The organism is Christiangramia lutea, from assembly GCF_022489035.1.
Classification (GTDB): Bacteria; Bacteroidota; Bacteroidia; order Flavobacteriales; family Flavobacteriaceae; genus Christiangramia; species Christiangramia lutea.
Map to the genome: position 1 here is coordinate 1 of NZ_JAKVTV010000001.1, position 21,084 is coordinate 21,084.

The 21,084-nt window shown below is 39.0% G+C and carries 20 protein-coding genes; 12 read left to right on the forward strand and 8 right to left on the reverse strand.

All coding sequences use genetic code 11. The features are described 5' to 3' along the window. Positions 1-513: 513 nt before the first annotated feature. The 4 genes from thrS to rplT all read left to right on the forward strand — a co-directional run bounded on the left by thrS (position 514) and on the right by rplT (position 3,749). Positions 514-2,466, forward strand: a complete 1,953-nt coding sequence (thrS, locus tag ML462_RS00005) for a threonine--tRNA ligase (protein ID WP_240711684.1) — start codon at positions 514-516, stop codon at positions 2,464-2,466. Between the two features lie 15 nt (positions 2,467-2,481). Then, a complete protein-coding gene (gene infC, locus ML462_RS00010) occupies positions 2,482-3,039 on the forward strand; it encodes a translation initiation factor IF-3 (protein ID WP_341481572.1) in 558 nt (185 codons plus the stop codon). A gap of 36 nt (positions 3,040-3,075) precedes the next feature. After that, a complete protein-coding gene (gene rpmI / locus ML462_RS00015) occupies positions 3,076-3,273 on the forward strand; it encodes a 50S ribosomal protein L35 (protein ID WP_011708523.1) in 198 nt (65 codons plus the stop codon). A 131-nt stretch (positions 3,274-3,404) separates the two neighbouring features. After that, positions 3,405-3,749 carry a 50S ribosomal protein L20 gene (gene rplT, locus ML462_RS00020; protein WP_108170017.1) on the forward strand — a complete coding sequence of 115 codons (345 nt, stop codon included), beginning with the start codon at positions 3,405-3,407 and terminating at the stop codon, positions 3,747-3,749. Between the two features lie 55 nt (positions 3,750-3,804). Here rplT and ML462_RS00025 read toward each other — a convergent pair whose 3' ends face one another. The 6 genes from ML462_RS00025 to tgt form a co-directional block, all read right to left on the reverse strand. After that, a complete protein-coding gene (locus ML462_RS00025) occupies positions 3,805-4,227 on the reverse strand; it encodes a secondary thiamine-phosphate synthase enzyme YjbQ (protein ID WP_240711685.1) in 423 nt (140 codons plus the stop codon). An 8-nt stretch (positions 4,228-4,235) separates the two neighbouring features. Then, positions 4,236-5,447 carry an asparagine synthetase B gene (locus ML462_RS00030; RefSeq protein ID WP_240712895.1) on the reverse strand — a complete coding sequence of 404 codons (1,212 nt, stop codon included), beginning with the start codon at positions 5,445-5,447 and terminating at the stop codon, positions 4,236-4,238. Positions 5,448-5,559: 112 nt separating this feature from the next. Continuing rightward, positions 5,560-7,119, reverse strand: a complete 1,560-nt coding sequence (gene dnaB / locus ML462_RS00035) for a replicative DNA helicase (protein WP_240711686.1) — start codon at positions 7,117-7,119, stop codon at positions 5,560-5,562. A 167-nt stretch (positions 7,120-7,286) separates the two neighbouring features. Next, complete coding sequence (locus tag ML462_RS00040; protein ID WP_240711687.1) at positions 7,287-8,240, reverse strand: acetyl-CoA carboxylase carboxyltransferase subunit alpha; 954 nt, start codon at positions 8,238-8,240, stop codon at positions 7,287-7,289. A gap of 98 nt (positions 8,241-8,338) precedes the next feature. After that, positions 8,339-9,415: an LptF/LptG family permease gene (locus tag ML462_RS00045; protein WP_240711688.1), complete on the reverse strand. Its 1,077-nt coding sequence runs from the start codon at positions 9,413-9,415 to the stop codon at positions 8,339-8,341. Positions 9,416-9,424: 9 nt separating this feature from the next. Beyond that, complete coding sequence (tgt, locus tag ML462_RS00050) at positions 9,425-10,555, reverse strand: tRNA guanosine(34) transglycosylase Tgt (RefSeq protein WP_240711689.1); 1,131 nt, start codon at positions 10,553-10,555, stop codon at positions 9,425-9,427. Between the two features lie 167 nt (positions 10,556-10,722). Here tgt and ML462_RS00055 point away from each other — a divergent pair, with 167 nt between their 5' ends. The 3 genes from ML462_RS00055 (at position 10,723) to ML462_RS00065 (ending at position 13,284) form a co-directional block, all read left to right on the forward strand. Beyond that, complete coding sequence (locus tag ML462_RS00055; protein WP_240711690.1) at positions 10,723-11,568, forward strand: transketolase; 846 nt, start codon at positions 10,723-10,725, stop codon at positions 11,566-11,568. 39 nt (positions 11,569-11,607) lie between these two features. Then, positions 11,608-12,561, forward strand: coding sequence for a transketolase family protein (locus ML462_RS00060; protein WP_240711691.1), 954 nt, complete (start codon positions 11,608-11,610; stop codon positions 12,559-12,561). Between the two features lie 120 nt (positions 12,562-12,681). Continuing rightward, positions 12,682-13,284, forward strand: coding sequence for a porin family protein (locus ML462_RS00065; protein ID WP_240711692.1), 603 nt, complete (start codon positions 12,682-12,684; stop codon positions 13,282-13,284). A gap of 49 nt (positions 13,285-13,333) precedes the next feature. Here the strand turns inward: ML462_RS00065 and recQ are convergent, their stop codons facing one another. Continuing rightward, the gene (gene recQ / locus ML462_RS00070; protein ID WP_240711693.1) at positions 13,334-15,529 is read right to left on the reverse strand and encodes a DNA helicase RecQ; all 2,196 of its coding nucleotides are present in this window, start codon (positions 15,527-15,529) and stop codon (positions 13,334-13,336) included. An 84-nt stretch (positions 15,530-15,613) separates the two neighbouring features. Here recQ and ML462_RS00075 point away from each other — a divergent pair, with 84 nt between their 5' ends. Genes ML462_RS00075 through lptB form a run of 4 tightly spaced genes read left to right on the forward strand, consistent with a single transcriptional unit; the run spans position 15,614 to position 18,549 of the window. Beyond that, positions 15,614-16,579, forward strand: coding sequence for a KpsF/GutQ family sugar-phosphate isomerase (locus ML462_RS00075; protein ID WP_240711694.1), 966 nt, complete (start codon positions 15,614-15,616; stop codon positions 16,577-16,579). After that, on the forward strand, positions 16,579-17,412 hold the full coding sequence (tatC, locus tag ML462_RS00080; protein WP_240711695.1) for a twin-arginine translocase subunit TatC: 834 nt from the start codon (positions 16,579-16,581) through the stop codon (positions 17,410-17,412). Before ML462_RS00075 ends, tatC begins: the two co-directional genes overlap by 1 nt. Before the next feature lie 3 nt (positions 17,413-17,415). Then, positions 17,416-17,763, forward strand: a complete 348-nt coding sequence (locus ML462_RS00085) for a carboxymuconolactone decarboxylase family protein (protein ID WP_240711696.1) — start codon at positions 17,416-17,418, stop codon at positions 17,761-17,763. Positions 17,764-17,808: 45 nt separating this feature from the next. Further along, positions 17,809-18,549, forward strand: a complete 741-nt coding sequence (gene lptB, locus ML462_RS00090) for an LPS export ABC transporter ATP-binding protein (protein WP_240711697.1) — start codon at positions 17,809-17,811, stop codon at positions 18,547-18,549. Here the strand turns inward: lptB and ML462_RS00095 are convergent. After that, positions 18,546-19,298, reverse strand: coding sequence for a CDP-alcohol phosphatidyltransferase family protein (locus ML462_RS00095; protein ID WP_240711698.1), 753 nt, complete (start codon positions 19,296-19,298; stop codon positions 18,546-18,548). The genes lptB and ML462_RS00095 overlap by 4 nt on opposite strands. 148 nt (positions 19,299-19,446) lie before the next feature. Between ML462_RS00095 and lnt the strand changes: the two genes are divergently transcribed. Beyond that, positions 19,447-21,045: an apolipoprotein N-acyltransferase gene (gene lnt / locus ML462_RS00100; protein ID WP_240711699.1), complete on the forward strand. Its 1,599-nt coding sequence runs from the start codon at positions 19,447-19,449 to the stop codon at positions 21,043-21,045. Positions 21,046-21,084 lie beyond the last annotated feature (39 nt).

Sequence of the window (21,084 nt, forward strand, 5' to 3'; positions counted from 1 at the left end):
CTCCAAAGCCGGTGCAAATATAAAACGACTTTTCTTCGCAAACCAAATAAATTCAGAAAAAAATTTATTTAATTTTTGATAGCTAATAACTCGCTATACCCCATTCCCAGTACTTTCAGTGAACTTCTCACCTCCTCTCGAAAGCGGCTGCAAACATACAACGACTTTTGCTCTCCAACCAAATAAAATTTAAAAAAAATTTTATTTAATTCTTAAGACCCTTTATCGCTTCGCAACCCTTACTATCTCTCGTGTCAGTGAACATCGCCTTGCCCTCAAAGCGGCTGCAAATATACGTCAACTTCTTTCTTTCAGCCAAACAAAATCTTTGGTTTTTTTGGAAAAATTTAAGATTTAAACATAACTCGCTATATTTCACCACTTTCAGAGATCATTTTATTCCATTCTTTCAAAATTCAGAAAACAAATTATTCAATACCTATATATATGTATATGTATTGTGCAACCAAACTCAACACCTTATCTTTGTGCCTTCGCAAAAATTAAAAACAAATGATCAAGATCACTCTGCCGGACGGTAGTATTAAAGAGTTTGAAAAAGGTAGCACTCCAATGGACGTTGCCAGAAGTATTAGTGAGGGTTTAGCCAGGAATGTAATTTCAGCTAAATTCAATGACGAAACCGTAGAAACCGTCACACCTTTAAATACTGACGGAGATCTTGTACTATACACCTGGAAAGACGATGAAGGAAAAAAGGCTTTCTGGCATTCCACTTCTCACATAATGGCCCAGGCTATCCAGGATCTTTATCCTGGTGCAAAGCTGACTATTGGGCCGGCTATCGAAAGAGGCTTCTATTATGATGTAGATTTCGGCGAAAATAAAATATCTGATAACGATTTCAAGAAGATCGAAAACAGAATGCTGGAAATTGCCCGCGGAAAGCATAATTTCCAAATGAGAGATGTATCAAAACAGGATGCTCTTGATTTTTATAAAAATGAGAACAACCAGTTCAAGGTTGAACTGATCGAAAATCTTCAGGACGGAGATATCACCTTCTGCGACCACGACACCTTTACAGATCTCTGCCGCGGAGGACACATTCCAAACACCGGTATTATCAAAGCAGTTAAATTGATGAGCGTTGCGGGCGCCTATTGGAGAGGCGATGAAAACAATCCACAGCTTACGAGAGTATATGGGATCTCCTTTCCGAAGCAAAAAGAACTGAAAGAATATCTCGAGTTACTGGAAGAGGCTAAGAAAAGAGACCACAGGAAATTAGGCAAGGAATTAGAACTTTTCACTTTCTCCCAAAAAGTTGGCCAGGGATTACCACTTTGGTTACCTAAAGGAGCCGCGTTAAGAGAGCGTCTTGAGAACTTCCTGAAAAAAGCACAGAAAAAGGCAGGTTACGAAATGGTAGTGAGTCCACATATTGGTCATAAGGATCTATATGTAACCTCAGGTCATTACGCCAAATATGGAGAAGACAGTTTTCAGCCAATCACCACACCAAATGAAGGTGAAGAGTTTATGCTGAAACCAATGAATTGCCCCCACCACTGCGAAATGTATAATGCATCTTCCTGGAGTTATCGAGATCTACCTAAAAGATTCGCGGAATTTGGTACCGTTTATAGATATGAACAAAGTGGAGAGCTACATGGTTTAACCCGAGTTCGTGGATTCACACAGGATGACGCGCATATTTTTTGTACACCAGAACAACTTGATGAAGAATTCAAAAAAGTAATTGATCTTACCTTATATGTATTCTCTTCTTTAGGTTTTGAAGATTTTACTGCCCAGGTCTCGCTAAGAGATCCGGAAAATAAAGAAAAATACATCGGCTCTGATGATGTTTGGGATAAGGCTGAAAATGCTATTATGAATGCTGCCGAAGAAAAAGGTCTTAATTATGTAGTTGAAAAAGGAGAAGCAGCATTCTACGGACCAAAACTTGATTTTATGGTTAAGGATGCCCTTGGAAGAAGCTGGCAGCTAGGTACCATTCAGGTAGATTATAACCTGCCAGAACGTTTTGACCTGACATATAAAGGAAGTGACAATGAGTCACACCGTCCGGTAATGATTCATAGGGCGCCATTCGGAAGTATGGAAAGATTTGTAGCTATACTACTGGAACATACAGGTGGAAATTTTCCTCTGTGGTTGATGCCTGAGCAGGCTATTATTCTCTCACTCAGTGAGAAATATGAAAATTACTCACAAAAAGTTTTAAGTTTGCTTGAAAATCACGAAATTCGCGCCCTTGTAGACAACAGAAACGAGACTATAGGTAAGAAAATTAGGGAAGCAGAAGTTAATAAATTCCCTTATATGCTTATAGTTGGGGAGCAGGAAGCCAATGATGGTACGATTTCTGTTCGTAAGCATAGTGAAGGTGATATAGGAACTATGAAGGTTGAAGAATTCGCAGATTTGATAAATTCAGAAATCAATAGTACCTTAAAGCCTTTTAAAACTGAAGTTTAATTTAAATTTTAAGCCATAGCAATACGTAGAAGAAAACCGAACCGATTCGGAAGACAGAAAGAAGAACAACACCGAATCAACGAGAAGATTAAAGCAGACGAAGTTCGCCTGGTGGGTGATAACGTTGAGATGGATGTTTATCCAACCAAAAAAGCTCTTTCCATTGCTCAGGAAATGGGTCTTGATCTGGTAGAGATTTCTCCAAATGCAAAACCACCGGTTGTGAAAGCCATGGATTACAAGAAGTTTCTTTATGAGCAAAAGAAACGTGAAAAAGCCATGAAAGCCAAAGCCAGTAAGGTGGTGGTAAAAGAAATTCGTTTTGGTCCGAATACAGACGATCATGATTACGAATTCAAGAAGAGAAATGCTGAGAAATTCTTAAAAGACGGTGCAAAGCTAAAGGCTTTTGTATTTTTCAAGGGTCGTTCAATTGTCTTTAAAGATAAAGGAGAAATTCTTCTTTTAAGACTTGCGCAGGATCTTGAAGAACACGGTAAAGTAGAACAAATGCCGAAATTGGAAGGTAAGCGTATGACGATGTTCATGGCACCAACCAAGAAATCGAAATAAAGAAAATAGGAGAGTTAATTATAAAAAAGGACAGCAATGCCTAAGATGAAAACAAAATCCAGTGCCAAGAAGCGTTTTAAGCTTACCGGAACTGGTAAAATCAAAAGAAAGCACGCGTTTAAGAGTCACATCTTAACAAAGAAGTCTAAGAAACGTAAGCTAGCCTTAACTCACAGTACTTTAGTACATGATGCGGATAAGGACAATGTCAAACTTCAATTACGTTTAAAGTAAATTGAAGCTCTTGAGGTTTAATTAATTTATTTAACCATGGAGTCGGGCAACACTTCGACTGCGCTCAGTGTGACAGTAGAAGCAAGTTAAAAGAGTCTTTTTAGACCGCCTGCTACAAAAAAATGTAAAATATGCCAAGATCAGTAAACTCAGTTGCCAAAAGGGCACGTAGAAAAAAAGTTTTAAAGCAAGCAAAAGGATATTTCGGACGTCGTAAAAACGTTTGGACCGTTGCTAAAAATGCGGTTGATAAAGCGATGCTTTATGCATACAGAGACCGTAAAGCTAAGAAACGTAACTTCCGTTCTTTATGGATTATGCGTATTAACGCTGCTGCCAGACAAGAAGGATTATCTTATTCTCAATTCATGGGGAAACTTAAAGCCAGTGAAATTGGATTGAACCGTAAGGTTCTTGCCGATTTGGCGATGAACAACCCAGAAGCTTTTAAAGCAATTGTAGAAAAAGTAAAATAAAACGATTACACTCTCTTATAGAAAAATCCCGCTTCTGGCGGGATTTTTTATTTTATTACTCTCCATAAGCTGTTAAGACAAGTCTTCTTGAACACCCGCGATTGCGATGCTCGCAAAGGTAGATGCCCTGCCAGGTACCTAAATTAAGTTTTCCGTTGGTGATGGGGATCTGAACAGATGTTCCGGTTAAAGAAGATTTTATATGCGCTGGCATGTCGTCAGATCCTTCCAGGGTATGTTTAAAATAAGGTTGATCCTCAGGAACCATTTCATTAAAATGGCTCTCGAAATCTTCCCTAACTGTAGGATCGGCATTTTCATTAATAGCGAGTCCGGCCGAAGTATGTTTGATAAATACATGAAGAAAACCAAAATCTATATCTTCAATTTCATCAAATTGCCCAATAATTTCATCAGTTATCAAATGAAAACCACGCTCGCGTGGTCTCAATCTTATTTCAGTCTGGTAAATTTCCATGATGAATTTTAAGTTTTCTGCTCTTTTTTCTTAGCGGCAGGAAATAAAACGTTATTCAGGATCAACCTGTACCCTGGAGAATTTGGGTGTAACTCCAATTCGGTCTTTGGATCTCCTACCCTATGCTGATAATCTTCAGGATCATGCCCCCCGTAAAAGGTAAAAAATCCCTTTCCTTTAATCCCATGAATATACCGGGCTTCACCGTTCAGTTTACTTTCTCCCATAATTAGTACTTCAGGTTTAACTGTATTAGGATCGTAACTGGTTGTTTGCCCCATAAAGCCTTTGACCAATCGGGTGTGATTTTGCGTTAACATTGTAGGAACCACATCCCATTTCGCTGAATATTCCATAAGGCTGAAATAATCATTTTCACGTTGGATCTGCCTTTTTGAGGTCATATCTATACTTGAAAACTCATAAATCATTGGGTTTCGCTCCAACTCAAAATCGGTAAAAGCAAAAGTATTCTCAAAATCTATTTTTGCCTGGTAACCTGGTTCACTTGGATCTCCGTCGAACATGGCTTCAGCAATATCTACTCCTTCTGCCGCTAGGGCAATGTCAAAACTATCGGTAGCGCTACACATAGCGAACATAAAACCTCCACCAACCACATAATCCCTGATCTTTAAGGCCACCGCAAGTTTCTCTTCTGAAACCTTGGAATAACCTAATTCTGCCGCTAATTGTTCCGCGTCTTTCTTTTCCTGAATATACCAGGGAGCAGTCCTGAAGGCTCTATAAAATTTACCATACTGGCCGGTAAAGTCTTCATGGTGAAGATGCAACCAGTCATAAAGAAGCAGGGCATCGTTTAACACTTCTTTATCATAAATAGTTTTATATGGAATTTCCGCATAAGTCAGAGCCATAGTTACAGCATCATCCCAGGGTTTATTTCCCGTGGGGCTATAAACTGCAATTTTTGGAGCTTTCTCTAAAGCTACAGATTCCTTATTTTTCGACGGACTGCTTATTTCTTCCAGAATGGAAGCGGCCATGTTATCACTTATTAGTTCAAAATCTACCCCCCTTATCTGGCATTCCTTTCTTAGTTTTTCTGTGTCGTCAATTAAAAAAGATCCACCCCGGTAATTCAAAAGCCAGTTTACACTTAACTGATTTTCCAGTGAATAATATACAATCCCATAGGCTTTTAAGTGATTGCTCTGGGTGTCGGCATCCATAGGAACCAGGATCTTCGAAGCCGACATTTTAAAACTGAAGAGTATAAAAAAAGAAAGCAACAAAGCATTTTTAAATACTTTGCTGCTTTTAAATTTATAGAAAATAGAAGTTCCCGCAGCTGTTACCAGCTTATTCATTTTAGAATGGAACATCATTATCATCATCATCAAAATTACTGTTCATAGAACTTCCAAAGGCCTCGTCGGCACTTGGGTTAGGCAAATTAAAGTTCCCAAAATCATTATCTCCTTCTCCACTATTCATACTTGAAGGAATCTCAGATGGGAAATTAAAGTCTTCTAAATTATCAAATTTACCGAGTTCTCCAATGAATTTCAACCTAATATTTTCCAATCCACCATTACGGTGTTTTGCTACAATAAATTCACCCTGACCCTGAGTTGGGCTTCTCTCTTCATCATCCCACTCCTCTATCTTGTAGTATTCGGGACGGTAGATAAAGGATACAATATCGGCATCCTGCTCGATAGCTCCAGATTCCCTAAGGTCGGAAAGAAGAGGTCTTTTACTTCCTCCACGGGTTTCCACCGCACGAGATAACTGGGATAGTGCGATTACCGGCACATTCAATTCCTTCGCCAATGCTTTAAGGTTACGCGAAATCGTTGAAATTTCCTGCTCCCTGTTTCCGCCACCTTTCTGGCTTCCACCAGCGGTCATCAGCTGAAGGTAATCAATAACAATCATTCTAATACCATGCTGTGATGCCAATCTACGTGCCTTCGCCCTCAGGTCGAAAATAGAAAGTGAAGGTGTATCATCAATGAACAATGGCGCTTTTTCAAGGTCTTTAACCTTAACGTTTAATTGTTCCCACTCATGTTGCTCCAGCTTTCCGGTTCTAAGTTTTTCCGAAGAAAGGCCGGTTTCAGAAGATATCAAACGAGTAATCAACTGTACCGAGGACATCTCCAGAGAGAAGAAAGCCACTGGTATTCCCTGGTCTACGGCAATATTTCGAGCCATAGATAATGTTAATGCTGTTTTACCCATACCAGGACGTGCAGCAACGATAATTAAATCTGAAGGCTGCCAGCCCGAGGTAAGTTCATCAAGTTTGTCAAATCCGGAAGGAACTCCACTAAGCCCTTCTTTATTTGATATTTCCTGGATCTTTTTCTTCGCCTGAATAACCAAACTCTGTGCGGTTTCAGTGGAACTTTTAATATTTCCCTGAGTAACCTCGTAGAGTTTTGCTTCTGCATTATCCAGTAGATCGAAAACGTCGGCTCCTTCGTCGAAGGCTTCTTCTATGATCTCATTTGAAATTTTGATCAAACTTCGTTGAATATATTTCTGAAGTATGATCCTTGCGTGAAATTCTATATGCGCTGAACTAGAAACTTTTTGTGTAAGCTGGATCAGGTAATAGTCGCCTCCTGCCTTATCAAATGCACCGTCTTTCTTTAATTGATTGGAAACGGTTAATAAGTCAATTGCCTCTGAACTATCGAATAATTTCTTAATTGCGCCATAGATTAGTTTATGCGCGTTCTTATAAAAAGCTTCGGGATGTAAAATATCAATGATTTCATCTACTCCTTTCTTATCGATCATCATAGCTCCAAGCACAACTTCCTCTAAATCAACTGCTTGCGGCGGAACTTTTCCTTTCTCCAAACTTACAACATTCGTTTTTTTATATGTAACGCTTTGAGGTGAGGTGGTTTTTTCCATAGCTCTAAAGTAAAAAATTTGTTAAGACATTCTTAATAAAACTGCCCTAAGTTACTTAACAGGTAATGAACAATTTACCTGTTGATAAGTATTATTTTCTGTTAATAAGATAAAAAAATCCGGGAATTAATTCCCCGGATTTTTATGATGTTGTATAAACAAAGAACTTATCCTTTAAACACACCCATGTCTAAATATTTATCCATCCTTTTTTCGACCAAAGTCTCTGGTGATAAGTTTTTGAATTCGGAATATGCTTTGGAAATCGAAGTTTTTACCGTATTGAAGATCTCTTCTTTATTACCATGTGCACCTCCCAGGGGCTCTTTTACAATTTCATCGATAAGTTTCTGCTTTTTCATATCAGAAGCAGTAAGTTTCAAGGCTTCAGCAGCGATCTCCTTATATTCCCAGCTTCTCCATAAGATCGAAGAACAGGACTCTGGAGAGATCACAGAATACCAGGTATTCTCAAGCATTAAAACCTTATCTCCTACACCAATTCCTAAAGCTCCACCGCTGGCTCCTTCACCAATTATAACAACGATAATTGGAACTTTAAGCCTGGTCATTTCGAGGATGTTCCTGGCAATCGCCTCTCCCTGTCCTCTTTCTTCTGCTTCAAGTCCTGGATACGCTCCCGGAGTATCTACAAAACATACTACAGGAACACCGAATTTCTCGGCAGACTTCATTAACCTTAAAGCCTTTCTGTATCCTTCAGGATTAGCCATCCCGAAATTTCGATATTGTCTTGTCTTTGTATTGTATCCTTTCTGTTGCCCGATAAACATGTAGCTCTGGTCATCTATCTTTCCAAGACCACCGATCATAGCTTTATCATCCTTCACATTTCTATCTCCGTGAAGCTCTAGAAATGTATCTCCGCAAATAGCGTTAATGTAATCCAGAGTATAAGGTCTGTTAGGATGTCTGGACAGCTGAACACGCTGCCAAGGTGTTAAGTTCTTATAGATCTCTTTCTTCTTTTCTATAAGTTTCTTCTCTATCTGCTTGCAGGTTGCAGTAACATCAACTTCACTTTCTTCACCAATATTACATGCTTTAGCATACTGATCTTCAAGTTCTTTGATGGGTTGTTCAAAATCTAAATACTCCATACTGGTTATGGTAATTATATTTTATAGCTTACAAATATAACAACTTTGAAAGGATAGAATTCCCCGAAAAACCTTAAATTTTGAATAGAAATCCTAAGCTAGCGTTTGGCGCGGAATAACAAGACGACTGCCAGCACACCGAATACTATGTTGGGAAACCAAACTGCAATAAGTGGTGAGAATGTAGATTGCTCCGCCATGGTGCCAAATACCTTATCAAAGAAAATAAAGATAAAGGCCAAGGTTATCCCTACAGCAAGGTTAACCCCCATTCCTCCTCTTCTTTTAAAGGAAGCTACGGCAACGGCGATAATAGTAAGAATAAAGGCCGAAATTGGAATACTCCATCTTTTATAGGCAACAACAAGGTATCTGTTGATATTCCCCGAACCTCTCCTGCTTTCCTTATCAATAAAGTCATTAAGCTCAGTATAATTTAGAGTTTCAGCGATATAAGATTCAGGGGTTAGTTCATCGAATTCAAAAGGCAGAATGGTATCCAGGGTTCTAAAGTACATGATACTGTCTTCATCCTTTCCTATGATCCTCTTATCTACTCTTGTAAGATTGTACAAACTATCCTCTTCACTATACCTGAGATTGGAAGCGCTTATCTTAAATTTCAATTCATTTCCTTCAAAATGCTCCAGGGTAAAATTCCTGGCCGACTTAGTTTTAGGTTGAAAATGGCTCGCATAGATAAATTCATTATCGTTGATCTGCCGGTAAACATCGCTGGTCTCCTGGGTTTTTTCCCCGCGTTTTAAATACTGATACTTAAATTCATTAAATCCCTTGCTGGCTTGAGGAGCAAGATACATCGCCAGGATTAGCGCTCCTATACATACTATGGTCGCTCCAATTAGATAAGGTCTTAGAAATCTATAAAAAGATACGCCACTACTCAAAATAGCTATGATCTCAGTATTCATGGCCAGTTTAGAAGTAAACCAGATCACAGATAGAAAAAGGAAGATCGGAAATAAAAGGTTAGCGAAATAGATCGTAAAATCAAGATAATAATTGGCTACCTCAATAAATGGTACTTCATTTTCCAGGATCTTATCGATCTTTTCAGCCAGGTTGATCGTAATTCCTATAGGAATGAACAATACCAGCATCATGATGAAGGTTCCTAAATACCTTTTAAGTATGTACCAGTCAAGAATTTTCAAATTCCGGAATTATAGACGTTTATCCATTTGCTTTACCATTTTATCTTTCCACTGTGGAAAATCTCCGGCTAAGATATGCTTTCTTGCCTCTCTTACCAACCAAAGATAAAAGCTCAGGTTATGAATACTAGCAATTTGCCTGCCAAGCATTTCATTTACCGAAAACAAATGACGAACATAGGCCTTGGAATACATCGAATCAACAAAACTTACTCCTTCAGGATCTATCGGTGAAAAATCGGCTTCCCACTTTTTGTTCTTGATATTGATAGTTCCATGCGAGGTAAAAAGCATTCCGTTTCTTCCATTCCTGGTAGGCATCACACAATCGAACATATCTACTCCTAACGCGATATTTTCCAGAATATTGATTGGTGTTCCCACTCCCATCAAATACCTTGGTTTATCTTCAGGAAGAATTTCAGTCACGACTTCAGTCATGGCATACATTTCTTCCGCAGGCTCTCCTACTGAAAGGCCACCGATAGCATTTCCTTCTGCGCCGGCATTGGCAATATATTCCGCAGACTGTTTTCTCAGATCTTTATAAGTACTTCCCTGAACGATTGGAAAAAGGGTTTGTTTATAATCGTAGATTTCAGGAGTTTTCGCAAGATGATTTATACACCTGTCCAGCCAGCGATGCGTCATGTGCATCGATCTTTTTGCATAGTTATAATCGCATGGATATGGGGTACATTCATCGAAAGCCATGATAATATCGGCTCCAATGGCACGCTGAATCTCCATGACATTTTCCGGAGTAAAGGTATGATACGAACCATCTATATGAGATTTGAACTTTACCCCTTCTTCTTTGATCTTTCTTCTAGCGGAAAGTGAGTAGACCTGGTAACCACCGCTATCGGTTAGAATATTTCTATCCCAGTTCATGAATTTATGAAGTCCCCCGGCCTTTTGCAGAATATCGGTTTGAGGTCTTAAATATAAATGATAAGTATTTCCTAAGATAATATCAGGATTTATATCCTCTTTCAGTTCCTTCTGATGTACTCCTTTTACCGAGGCAACTGTACCAACCGGCATAAAAATAGGGGTTTCTATCTCCCCGTGATCTGTAGTAATTTTTCCCGCACGTGCTTTGCTACCTGCATCGGTAGCTAAAAGTTCAAATTTCATAGTTCAGTTTAATCGCTGCAAAGATACTCATCTAAAATTCAATTGAAATACTTAATTAGAGAGAGCTTTTTAGCATTTTCAATAAAAAGTTAAAAACTGAGCATTTCTTACTTTGTAAAAGCCTTTTAAAAAGTTATTTTTGCGCCAATTAAACAACACAATTTAAAATGCCAGACATCAACGAATTACAAGATTTTGCTACCCAGGTTCGCAGGGACATCTTAAGGCAGGTTCATAAGGTAAATTCCGGGCACCCGGGAGGATCTTTAGGCTGTACTGAATTCTTCACTGCACTATATCAGGTTGTAATGGATCACAACAACGACTTTAATATGGACGGAAAAGAAGAAGATCTTTTCTTCCTTTCCAATGGTCATATTTCCCCGGTTTATTATAGTGTACTTGCCCGAAGCGGATATTTTCCGGTAGACGAATTGAATACTTTCAGATTGATAGATTCCAGACTTCAGGGTCATCCAACAACACATGAAGGACTTCCAGGAGTAAGAATTGCTTCAGGTTCACTTGGCCAGGGAATGAGTGTAGCACTTGGTTCAGCTCAAACTAAAAAATTGAACAATGATGACCATATCGTTTACTCACTACATGGTGATGGGGAACTTCAAGAAGGTCAGAACTGGGAAGCTATTATGTATGCTGCAGGTAATGGCATAGATAACATCATTTCAACTATTGATCTTAATGGTCAGCAAATTGATGGTAGCACGGAAACTGTTCTACCTCTAGGTAACTTAAAAGCAAAATTTGAAGCATTTGGATGGGATGTTTTGGAAATTGAAGATGGAAATGACCTGCAACAGGTTATTGATGGTCTAAATGATGCAAAAACGAGGACAGGAAAAGGAAAACCGGTTTGCGTATTGATGAATACTGTAATGGGTAACGGTGTAGACTTTATGATGCACACACACGCGTGGCATGGTAAAGCACCAAATGATGAGCAACTGGAGACAGGACTTGCTCAAAACCCTGAAACTCTTGGAGATTATTAATCGACGGGAAAATTCATTAATATCAAAATTTTAAAGACCATGAAAGAATATAAAAATACAGGAAGTAAAGATACACGTTCAGGATTTGGAGCTGGTTTAACTGAATTAGGAAAGACCAATGAAAATGTGGTAGCCCTTTGTGCCGACCTTACCGGATCATTAAAAATGGACGAATTTAAAGCAAATCACCCGGAGCGTTTTTTCCAGGTTGGTATTGCTGAAGCGAACATGATAGGAATGGCTGCCGGAATGACTATTGGAGGTAAAATTCCTTTCACCGGGACTTTCGCAAATTTTTCCACAGGAAGGGTTTATGATCAGATCCGTCAGAGTGTAGCATATTCAGGAAAAAATGTAAAGATTTGTGCTTCTCATGCCGGGGTAACTTTAGGTGAAGACGGAGCAACTCACCAGATCCTTGAAGATCTGGGATTAATGAAAATGCTTCCTGGAATGACCGTGATCAATACCTGTGATTATAACCAGACGAAAGCCGCTACCTTGGCCATCGCTGAGCATGACGGCCCGGTTTACTTAAGATTCGGAAGACCGAAAGTGGCTAATTTTACTCCTGAAGATCAGAAGTTCGAAATTGGGAAAGCTGTAAAATTATATGAGGGAACCGATGTAACTATTATTGCAACCGGTCACCTGGTATGGGAAGCCATTCAGGCGGCTGTTGAGCTTAATGAAAAAGGGATCAGCGCTGAAGTGATCGACATTCATACCATTAAACCACTTGATGAGGAAGCGATCATTGAGTCTGCTAAAAAGACTGGATGCGTGGTAACCGCAGAGGAGCATAACTTCCTTGGAGGATTAGGAGAAAGTGTTGCCAGAACCCTGGCCTTAAATCATCCAACTCCACAGGAATTAGTGGCTACTCAGGATACTTTCGGGGAAAGTGGAACTCCTGCTCAATTGATGGATAAATACGGTTTAAATGCAGCAGCTATAATCAAAGCTTCTGAAAAAGTTTTAAAACGTAAATAATATTCTGAACCTCAGAATTACAAAGGCCTTTCAGCTTACATACTGAAAGGCTTTTTTCATTTAATGGAAATAAACATTCGTTAAACCACGTTATATTAGCCTGAATTAAACATGAAAAATATGAAAAAGTTAATGTTACTGGCCTTTGTTCTTATAAGTGCAAACCTATCTGCACAAAATGCCAGTTTTGGGATTAAAGGTGGTTTGAATTTTGGAGCTACCGGAGAATATGAATCGGTAGGTGATGCATCCGGAGATTTTATGTCGTCATTTGAAGATGGAGAATCTAAAACAGGTTTTCATGCTGGTCTTTTTGCCCAATTCGAATTACTGGGAATTTTTATTCAACCTGAATTGATGTACACCGAATTGAATACTTCTTATTCTGATTTCGATTACAAATTAAGTAAAATAGATGCACCGGTTCTTGTAGGACTGAATATCCTTGGTCCATTGAATATTAAGGCCGGACCTTCTTTCCAGTATGTTCTGGACAATAAGATCAAAGGAGCCGATCTTGATATCGAAGATGTGGAGAAAGAAATCTCTATGGGTTATCAGCTTGGTGCTGGTCTGGACCTGGGAAGACTTGGGTTTGATGTACGTTATGAAGGAGCTTTTACAGATAATACAGCTTTCGGACTTGGTGAAACTGCGGAAGAGAACTTCTCTATAGATTCCAGACCTTCACAATGGATCCTTAGTGTTTCCTATGCGCTATAAAATTTAAAGTTTATAATAAAAAAGCCCCGTTCAAACGGGGCTTTTTTATTTAGTTCGCTACCTGACTAATAAATTTGATACGGTATAACCGAAGTTCTTCATCGTCATAATCTCCATCGAACTCTTCCATAGCCTCATCAATCTTGTCTGATTCAGCTTCCAGGAAATATTCATGGATCTCTTCCTGCTGGTCTTCATCAAGAATGTCGTCCAGGTAATAATCGATATTCAACTTTGTACCACTATAAACAATGGCCTCCATTTCCTTAATGAATTCAGGCATTTCCATGCCCTTTGCCGAAGCTATATCTGGCAATGGTAATTTCCTGTCTACACTTTGAATAATGAATAATTTGAGTCCGCTGTTTGCCCCTGTAGATTTTACCACAAAATCATCTGGACGCACAATATCATTATCCTCTACATATCTTTCTATTAGCTCAACGAATTCCTTTCCGTATTTTTTTGCTTTTCCTTCTCCTACTCCATGAATATTACTAAGTTCATCGATAGTCACTGGATATTTCAAAGCCATATCTTCCAGGGATGGGTCCTGGAATATCACAAATGGCGGAAGGTCTTTTTTCTTTGCTACTTTTTTCCGAAGCTCTTTCAGCATTTTGATCAGCTGTTCATCTGCAGCAGCACCTTTTTTGTTGGATTTAATGGTATCCTCTGAGGCTTCAGTATAAATATGATCCTCTGTCATCATAAAAGAAACCGGATTTTTAAGATATTCCCTTCCTTTTTCGGTGAGTTTTACAACTCCGTAAGTCTCTATATCTTTTTTCAGAAAACCGGCTACAAGAGCCTGCCTGGTTAAAGCCATCCAGTAATTCGAATCCTGATGACTTCCCTTACCAAACAAAGGATGTTCATCTGTTTTATGGGATAAGATCACTGCATTTGATTTTCCTATCAGGGTCTTTACGACCTCTTTGGATTTATATAATTCGTTGGTTTCTTTTACAGTTTTCAGTAAAAGTTCAAGGTCTTCTTTCGCTTCATGCTGCTTTTTAGGATTTCGAACATTGTCGTCCATACTTGCCCCTTCACCGCTTTCAGAATCGAATTCTTCTCCAAAATAATGTAGAATGAATTTCCTCCTGGAAACTGAAGTTTCAGCATAAGCCACCACCTCCTGCAGTAACGCATGACCAATTTCCTGCTCAGCCACAGGCTTCCCACTCATGAACTTTTCCAGTTTCTCTATATCCTTATAAGAATAGAATGCGAGGCAATGCCCTTCTCCTCCATCTCTCCCAGCCCTACCGGTTTCCTGATAATAACTTTCGATGCTTTTTGGAATATCATGATGTATCACAAAACGAACATCAGGTTTATCTATTCCCATTCCGAAAGCAATTGTTGCTACTACCACGTCTATGTCTTCCATAAGGAACATATCCTGGTGTTTAGATCTCGTTTTAGCATCTAAACCAGCATGATACGGAACAGCTTTAATGCCATTAACCTGAAGGGTTTGGGCAAGTTCCTCTACTTTCTTTCGGCTCAAACAATAGATAATCCCCGACTTACCGTCATTTTGTTTTACAAAACGGGTTATATCGGCTTCAATATTCTTAGTCTTCGGCCTTACCTCATAATAAAGATTAGGCCTGTTAAAACTCGCCTTGAAGGTTTTAGCATTCGTTATCCCCAGGTTTTTCAGAATATCTTCCTGTACTTTGGGAGTTGCCGTAGCGGTTAAGCCTATAACCGGAATATCATCGCCTATCCTTTTCAGAATATGACGCAAATTCCTGTATTCAGGACGAAAATCATGTCCCCACTCACTAATACAGTGAGCTTCATCTACAGCCAGGAATGAGATCGTCTGATCCTTCAAAAAGTCTACGTAATCTTCCTTGGTAAGGGATTCCGGAGCCACATATAGTAATTTACAGACACCGTTTCTGATGTCATCTTTTACCCGGGCAACCTCGGTTTTATTTAGAGAGGAATTTAGAACATGAGCCACGCCATGCTCTGAGGAGATGCTTCTAATTGCATCTACCTGATTTTTCATTAATGCTATAAGGGGCGATACTACAATCGCAGTACCGTCTGATATTAGTGCAGGGAGCTGGTAACATAGTGATTTACCTCCGCCAGTTGGCATTACCACAAAAGTATTATTTCCTTTTACAATGCTGGTAATTACTTCTTCCTGAAGCCCCTTAAACTGACTAAATCCAAAGTACCTCTTCAGTTCTTTGTGTAAATCAATTTCGGTCAAAGCCATTCAATTGTGTTACAATTTTACATACATTTGCATTACTAAATATACATATTTCTTTAGTACCTGCAATTCTTAATTTAATCAAATTTGAAACTTAGCGATCAAATCATTTCCTCTGCAAAAGAAACCATTTCCAACGAAGCGAATGCCATTGCGAACCTCGAAAATTTTATCGACGAAGATTTCATCAAAGCGGTCGAGATCATTTATAATTCTGAAGGCCGGGTAATAGTTACCGGAATTGGAAAAAGTGCTATTATCGCTAATAAAATTGTAGCCACCTTAAATTCTACCGGCACTCCTTCTATCTTTATGCATGCTGCAGATGCCATTCATGGGGACCTGGGAATCGTGCAGGAAAACGATGTGGTGATCTGTATCTCTAAGAGTGGGAACAGTCCGGAAATTAAGGTTTTGGTTCCGCTTATAAAGAATTTCAAAAATACCCTAATTGGCTTAACCGCAAATAAAGATTCTTTTTTGGGAAAGGAAGCAGATTATATTCTGAATTGTTACGTTGAAAAGGAGGCTTGCCCTAATAATCTTGCCCCCACCACAAGTACCACCGCACAAATGGTTATTGGAGATGCGGTGGCAGTTTGCTTGCTTAATCTGAAAGGTTTTAGCAGCAGGGATTTTGCAAAATATCATCCAGGAGGATCTCTTGGAAAAAAGCTTTATTTAAGAGTTAGCGATATTACTGCTCAAAATATGGTACCAAAGGTCTCTCCGGAAAACAATATAGCTAATACACTTGTTGAAATTTCTGAAAAGATGCTTGGCGTTACAGCCGTGATCGAGGATGAAAAGATCATAGGTATAATCACCGACGGGGACATTCGAAGAATGTTAAAGGATCATTCAGATATATCGGGATTAACAGCCCGGGATATCATGAGTAAAAATCCAAAAACCATTGATCAGGATACATTAGCAGTAGAGGCTTTGGAAGTTTTGGAAAAGAATCAGATTTCGCAATTACTGGCTACAGAGAATGGGAAATATATAGGCGTTGTGCATTTGCACAACCTAATTAGAGAAGGAATTTTATAATGGAAAAAATAGCCCCCCAGGAAGAGCCAGGAAATGAAATGTCTTTTTTAGACCATCTTGAAGAACTAAGGTGGCATTTAATCAGGGCAGTATTAGCGGTTGTGATTGCTGGAGCAATTGCGTTTGTTCTTAAAAGTTTCATATTTGATGTATTGCTTTTCGGACCCGCAAATGGCGATTTCTTATCCTATAGAGTACTATGTAAGTTTTCAGGATTATTTGGAATAGATGGAGGGTTTTGTGACCCGGAAATGCCTTTCAGGATTCAGAGTAGAACCATGGGAGGTCAATTTTCAGCCCACGTATGGACCTCGATAACTGCCGGATTCATAATTGCTTTTCCTTATGTTATTTATGAATTCTGGAAATTCGTAGCCCCGGCTATGCACAGCGACGAAAGAAAGTATGCCAAAGGTTTTATTTTCGTTACCTCACTCCTTTTCTTTCTGGGAGTATTGTTTGGTTACTATGTGGTAACTCCGTTATCTATTAACTTCCTTGGAAAGTATCAGGTAAGTGATACTGTTTTTAATGATTTTGACCTTAGCAGTTATATAAGTCTGGTAAGAGCTTCGGTTCTGGCTAGCGGACTAATTTTTGAACTACCCATCGTTATTTATTTCCTAACTAAAGTTGGGCTGGTAACTCCTCAATTTCTTAGAACTTATAGAAAATATGCATTGGTGATTGTTTTGATTCTTTCAGCAATTATCACTCCTCCAGATATTGTTAGTCAGATAATAGTTGCTATACCCGTATTGATCCTTTATGAGGTTAGTATAGTTATTTCAAGGATCATGTACCGAAAAGAAAAAGAAAAAATAAAAAATTAAGCTATGATAGATCAGGTAGATGAATTTAATTCCTACAGGGCCAGAATGAACGATAAGATCCTGGCTGAAAATAATAAAGTTCTAAAACGAATTTTTAACCTGGATACAAATGCCTTTGCTGAAGGAGCCCTGGATAAAAAAACGAAGGAACTATTAGGATTGGTTGCCTCGGTAGTCCTACGATGTGATGATTGTGTGAAATACCACCTCGAATCAAGCCACAAATCTGGTGTTAAAAGAGAAGAAGTGATGGAAACTTTGAGTATTGGAACTCTAATTGGAGGTACTATTGTGATTCCTCATTTACGAAGAGCTTTTGAATATTGGGAGGCACTTGAAGACAAAAAATAAGAAAACGGTATAATTTCTGTATTTTCAGAGTTATAAAAATGAAAAATGAAATTACGTGCTGAGAAACTTGTAAAGACCTATAAGGGTCGGGATGTGGTAAAAGGAATTTCTGTGGAAGTGAACCAGGGAGAAATTGTTGGTTTGCTTGGTCCCAATGGTGCAGGAAAGACCACATCCTTCTACATGATCGTGGGCTTGATCAAACCGAATTCAGGAAACATAATTCTGGACAAGGTAAATATCACCAAATATCCCATGTATAAAAGGGCTCAGCACGGAATTGGATATCTTGCTCAGGAAGCTTCTGTCTTCAGAAAGCTGAGCATTGAAGATAATATCATGAGCGTTCTGGAACTTACCGATCTTTCCAAAAAAGAGCGCCAGATGAAAATGGAATCTCTTATCGAAGAATTCGGTTTGAATCATATCCGAAAAAATCGTGGAGATCTTTTAAGTGGTGGAGAACGAAGACGAACCGAGATCGCCCGTGCTTTGGCTACAGATCCCAGTTTTATCCTATTGGATGAACCTTTCGCAGGAGTTGATCCTGTAGCAGTGGAAGATATTCAAAGGATTGTTGCCCAGCTAAAAAACAAGAATATCGGTATACTTATCACCGACCACAACGTACAGGAAACCCTTGCCATTACAGACAGGACTTACCTGATGTTCGAAGGAAGCATCCTTAAACACGGAATCCCTGAGGAACTTGCTGAGGACGAAATGGTTCGAAAAGTATATTTAGGTCAGAACTTCGAACTCAGAAAAAAGAAGCTTTTTGATTAGGCATTAGCAACTTTCCTATTAGAAATCATCGAAAGAACTACATAAAGTAAAAGGATTACCGGAATAGCTATAAACTTCAGGAATATTATTAGAACAATACAACTGATAATAAAAAAGTATCGCAACTTATTTTCTTTAAATCCCCAGTCTGAAAATTTCAGAGCGAATAAAGGTAATTCCGCATTTAGCAGGTAACAGCTAACCAATGTAAGCCCTACCAGAAACCACTCATTCAGTAATAATCCCGAGATAAAGGGTCCCGGCTGATAGGTTAGAATTAACGGCAAACTCAGAATTAACAGGGCATTTGCGGGTGTGGGTAATCCAATAAACGAATCTGTTTGTCTTTCGTCTACATTAAATTTTGCCAGTCTGTACGCAGAAGCCAGGATGATGAATAATCCTATTAGGGCAAATGGTTTAATCTGAATATCGAAAACTGAGGAATTCCAGTCTGCTCCCAGTCCGCCACTTGCCGGAAGTGCTTTTGTTATAAGCTGGTACATCACAATCCCGGGAACTACCCCACTGGTTACCACATCTGCCAGGGAATCCAGCTGAAGTCCAACTTCGCTTTTTACATCCAGCAATCTTGCAGCCATTCCGTCAAAAAAATCAAAAAATATTCCAGCAGCTACTAAAATTGCTGCCAGGACCAGGTTTCCCTTGACTGCGAATATTACCGCCAGGCTACCACTAAAAAGATTTAACCCTGTTATTATATTGGGGATGTGTCGTTTAATTCCCATAGATTGGTTTTAATTAGATTTTACTAATCTACTATTTTGAATTTAAAATGATTTAAAAATAATGTTATTGTAAGCCTGCCGGTCTATAATTGAATTTTGTTCAGCCGTTCAGGCAGAAGTTTCCTATTTTTGAACAGACCTAAGAACTATGAAGAACAGCTTTCTTGTAATTTTGAGCGGACTCCTCCTCGCAGTCTCCTGGCCCACTTACGGTTTTCCACTTTTTATCTTTTTCGCTTTTGTGCCATTATTACTGGCCGAGTTCAATATTAGAAATTACTCGAAGAATCAGGTCAGGTTAAAGGTGTTTGGCCTGTCCTACCTCAGCTTTTTTATCTGGAATCTTACAACCACTTACTGGATCTACTTTTCTACTCCTTTTGGTGGAATATTTGCCATTTTGGCTAATTCCCTCCTGATGTCCCTCGTTTTTTTACTTTATCATCTGGTGGCCAAAAGAACTGGATTTAGCGCAGCCTCGGCATTCTTAGTTAGTATCTGGATGGTCTTCGAAAAAATTCATCTAAACTGGGATTTCTCATGGCCCTGGTTAAATCTGGGTAATGTCTTTTCTGAATATATCAGCTGGGTTCAGTGGTATGAATACACTGGAACTTTTGGTGGCACTCTATGGATTTGGTTAGTTAATATTGCTGTTTTTAAGGCTGTCCTTCAATTTCTACAGTTTAAGGAAAAACCTATACTTTACCGTGCGGCTTTAAAGATCTCTGCCCTCATCTTTCTTCCCTTAGGAATTTCCCTATTCATTTATTATGATTATCAGGAGCCAGATAAGGGCCTGGAGGTCGTAATTCTGCAACCCAATATTAATCCCTATACTCAAAAATATACTACCAACGATTCCATTATTGGGGAACTATTATTAAAGCTTAGCCAAGAATCACTTTCAGATTCTACAGATCTCGTCCTCGCACCTGAAACGGTTTTTGCAGATGGCACGAGGCTCTCAGCCTTCAGCAATTCTGAAGCTGTATTTTATGGCGAACAGATTAGCCGGTTAAATCCTGACATGAGTTTCCTCGGTGGAATTAGCATGATTGACATATTTCAGGATCCATCTAAGGTAGCCAAACAGAGCAATAGAATACCAGATAGCAATGCCTGGTATGATGATTATAACTCTGCCTTTATCACTCGAAATAATTCCAACAATATTCAATTATATCATAAATCGAAGCTGGTGGTAGGTGTCGAGAACTTTCCCTATCAGAGCATTTTAAAACCACTTCTTGGTAATATTATGATAGACCTTGGCGGTACGGTAGCTATGAAGACCACCCAGGAAGACCGGGAAGTACTCTGGTTAAACAATGGCTTTGGCACTGCCCCCATTATCTGCTATGAATCGGTTTACGGGGAATATGTGACCGGCTATGTAAAGAATGGAGCCGGCTTTCTAAGTATTATCACCAATGATGCCTGGTGGGGAAATACTCAAGGCCATAAACAACATCTAAGCTATGCAAAATTGCGAGCTGTGGAAACCAGGAGATTTGTAGCCAGAAGTGCAAATACCGGTATCTCCGCAATAATCAATTCCAGGGGAAATGTCGAAAAACAATTAGGCTATGAAAAACAGGGAAGCTTCAGAGGAAAAGTCGGTATTAATAGGGAAAAGACCTTTTATGTAAAATACGGAGATTATCTGGCTAGAATTGCCCAGTTCCTGGCTCTGTTTATTTTCCTGTTCTCTATGGTAAAATTCAAAAGGAAAAGACCAGCTTAGCCAATGCTAAATGGATAATGGATAATCAATTTAAATTAA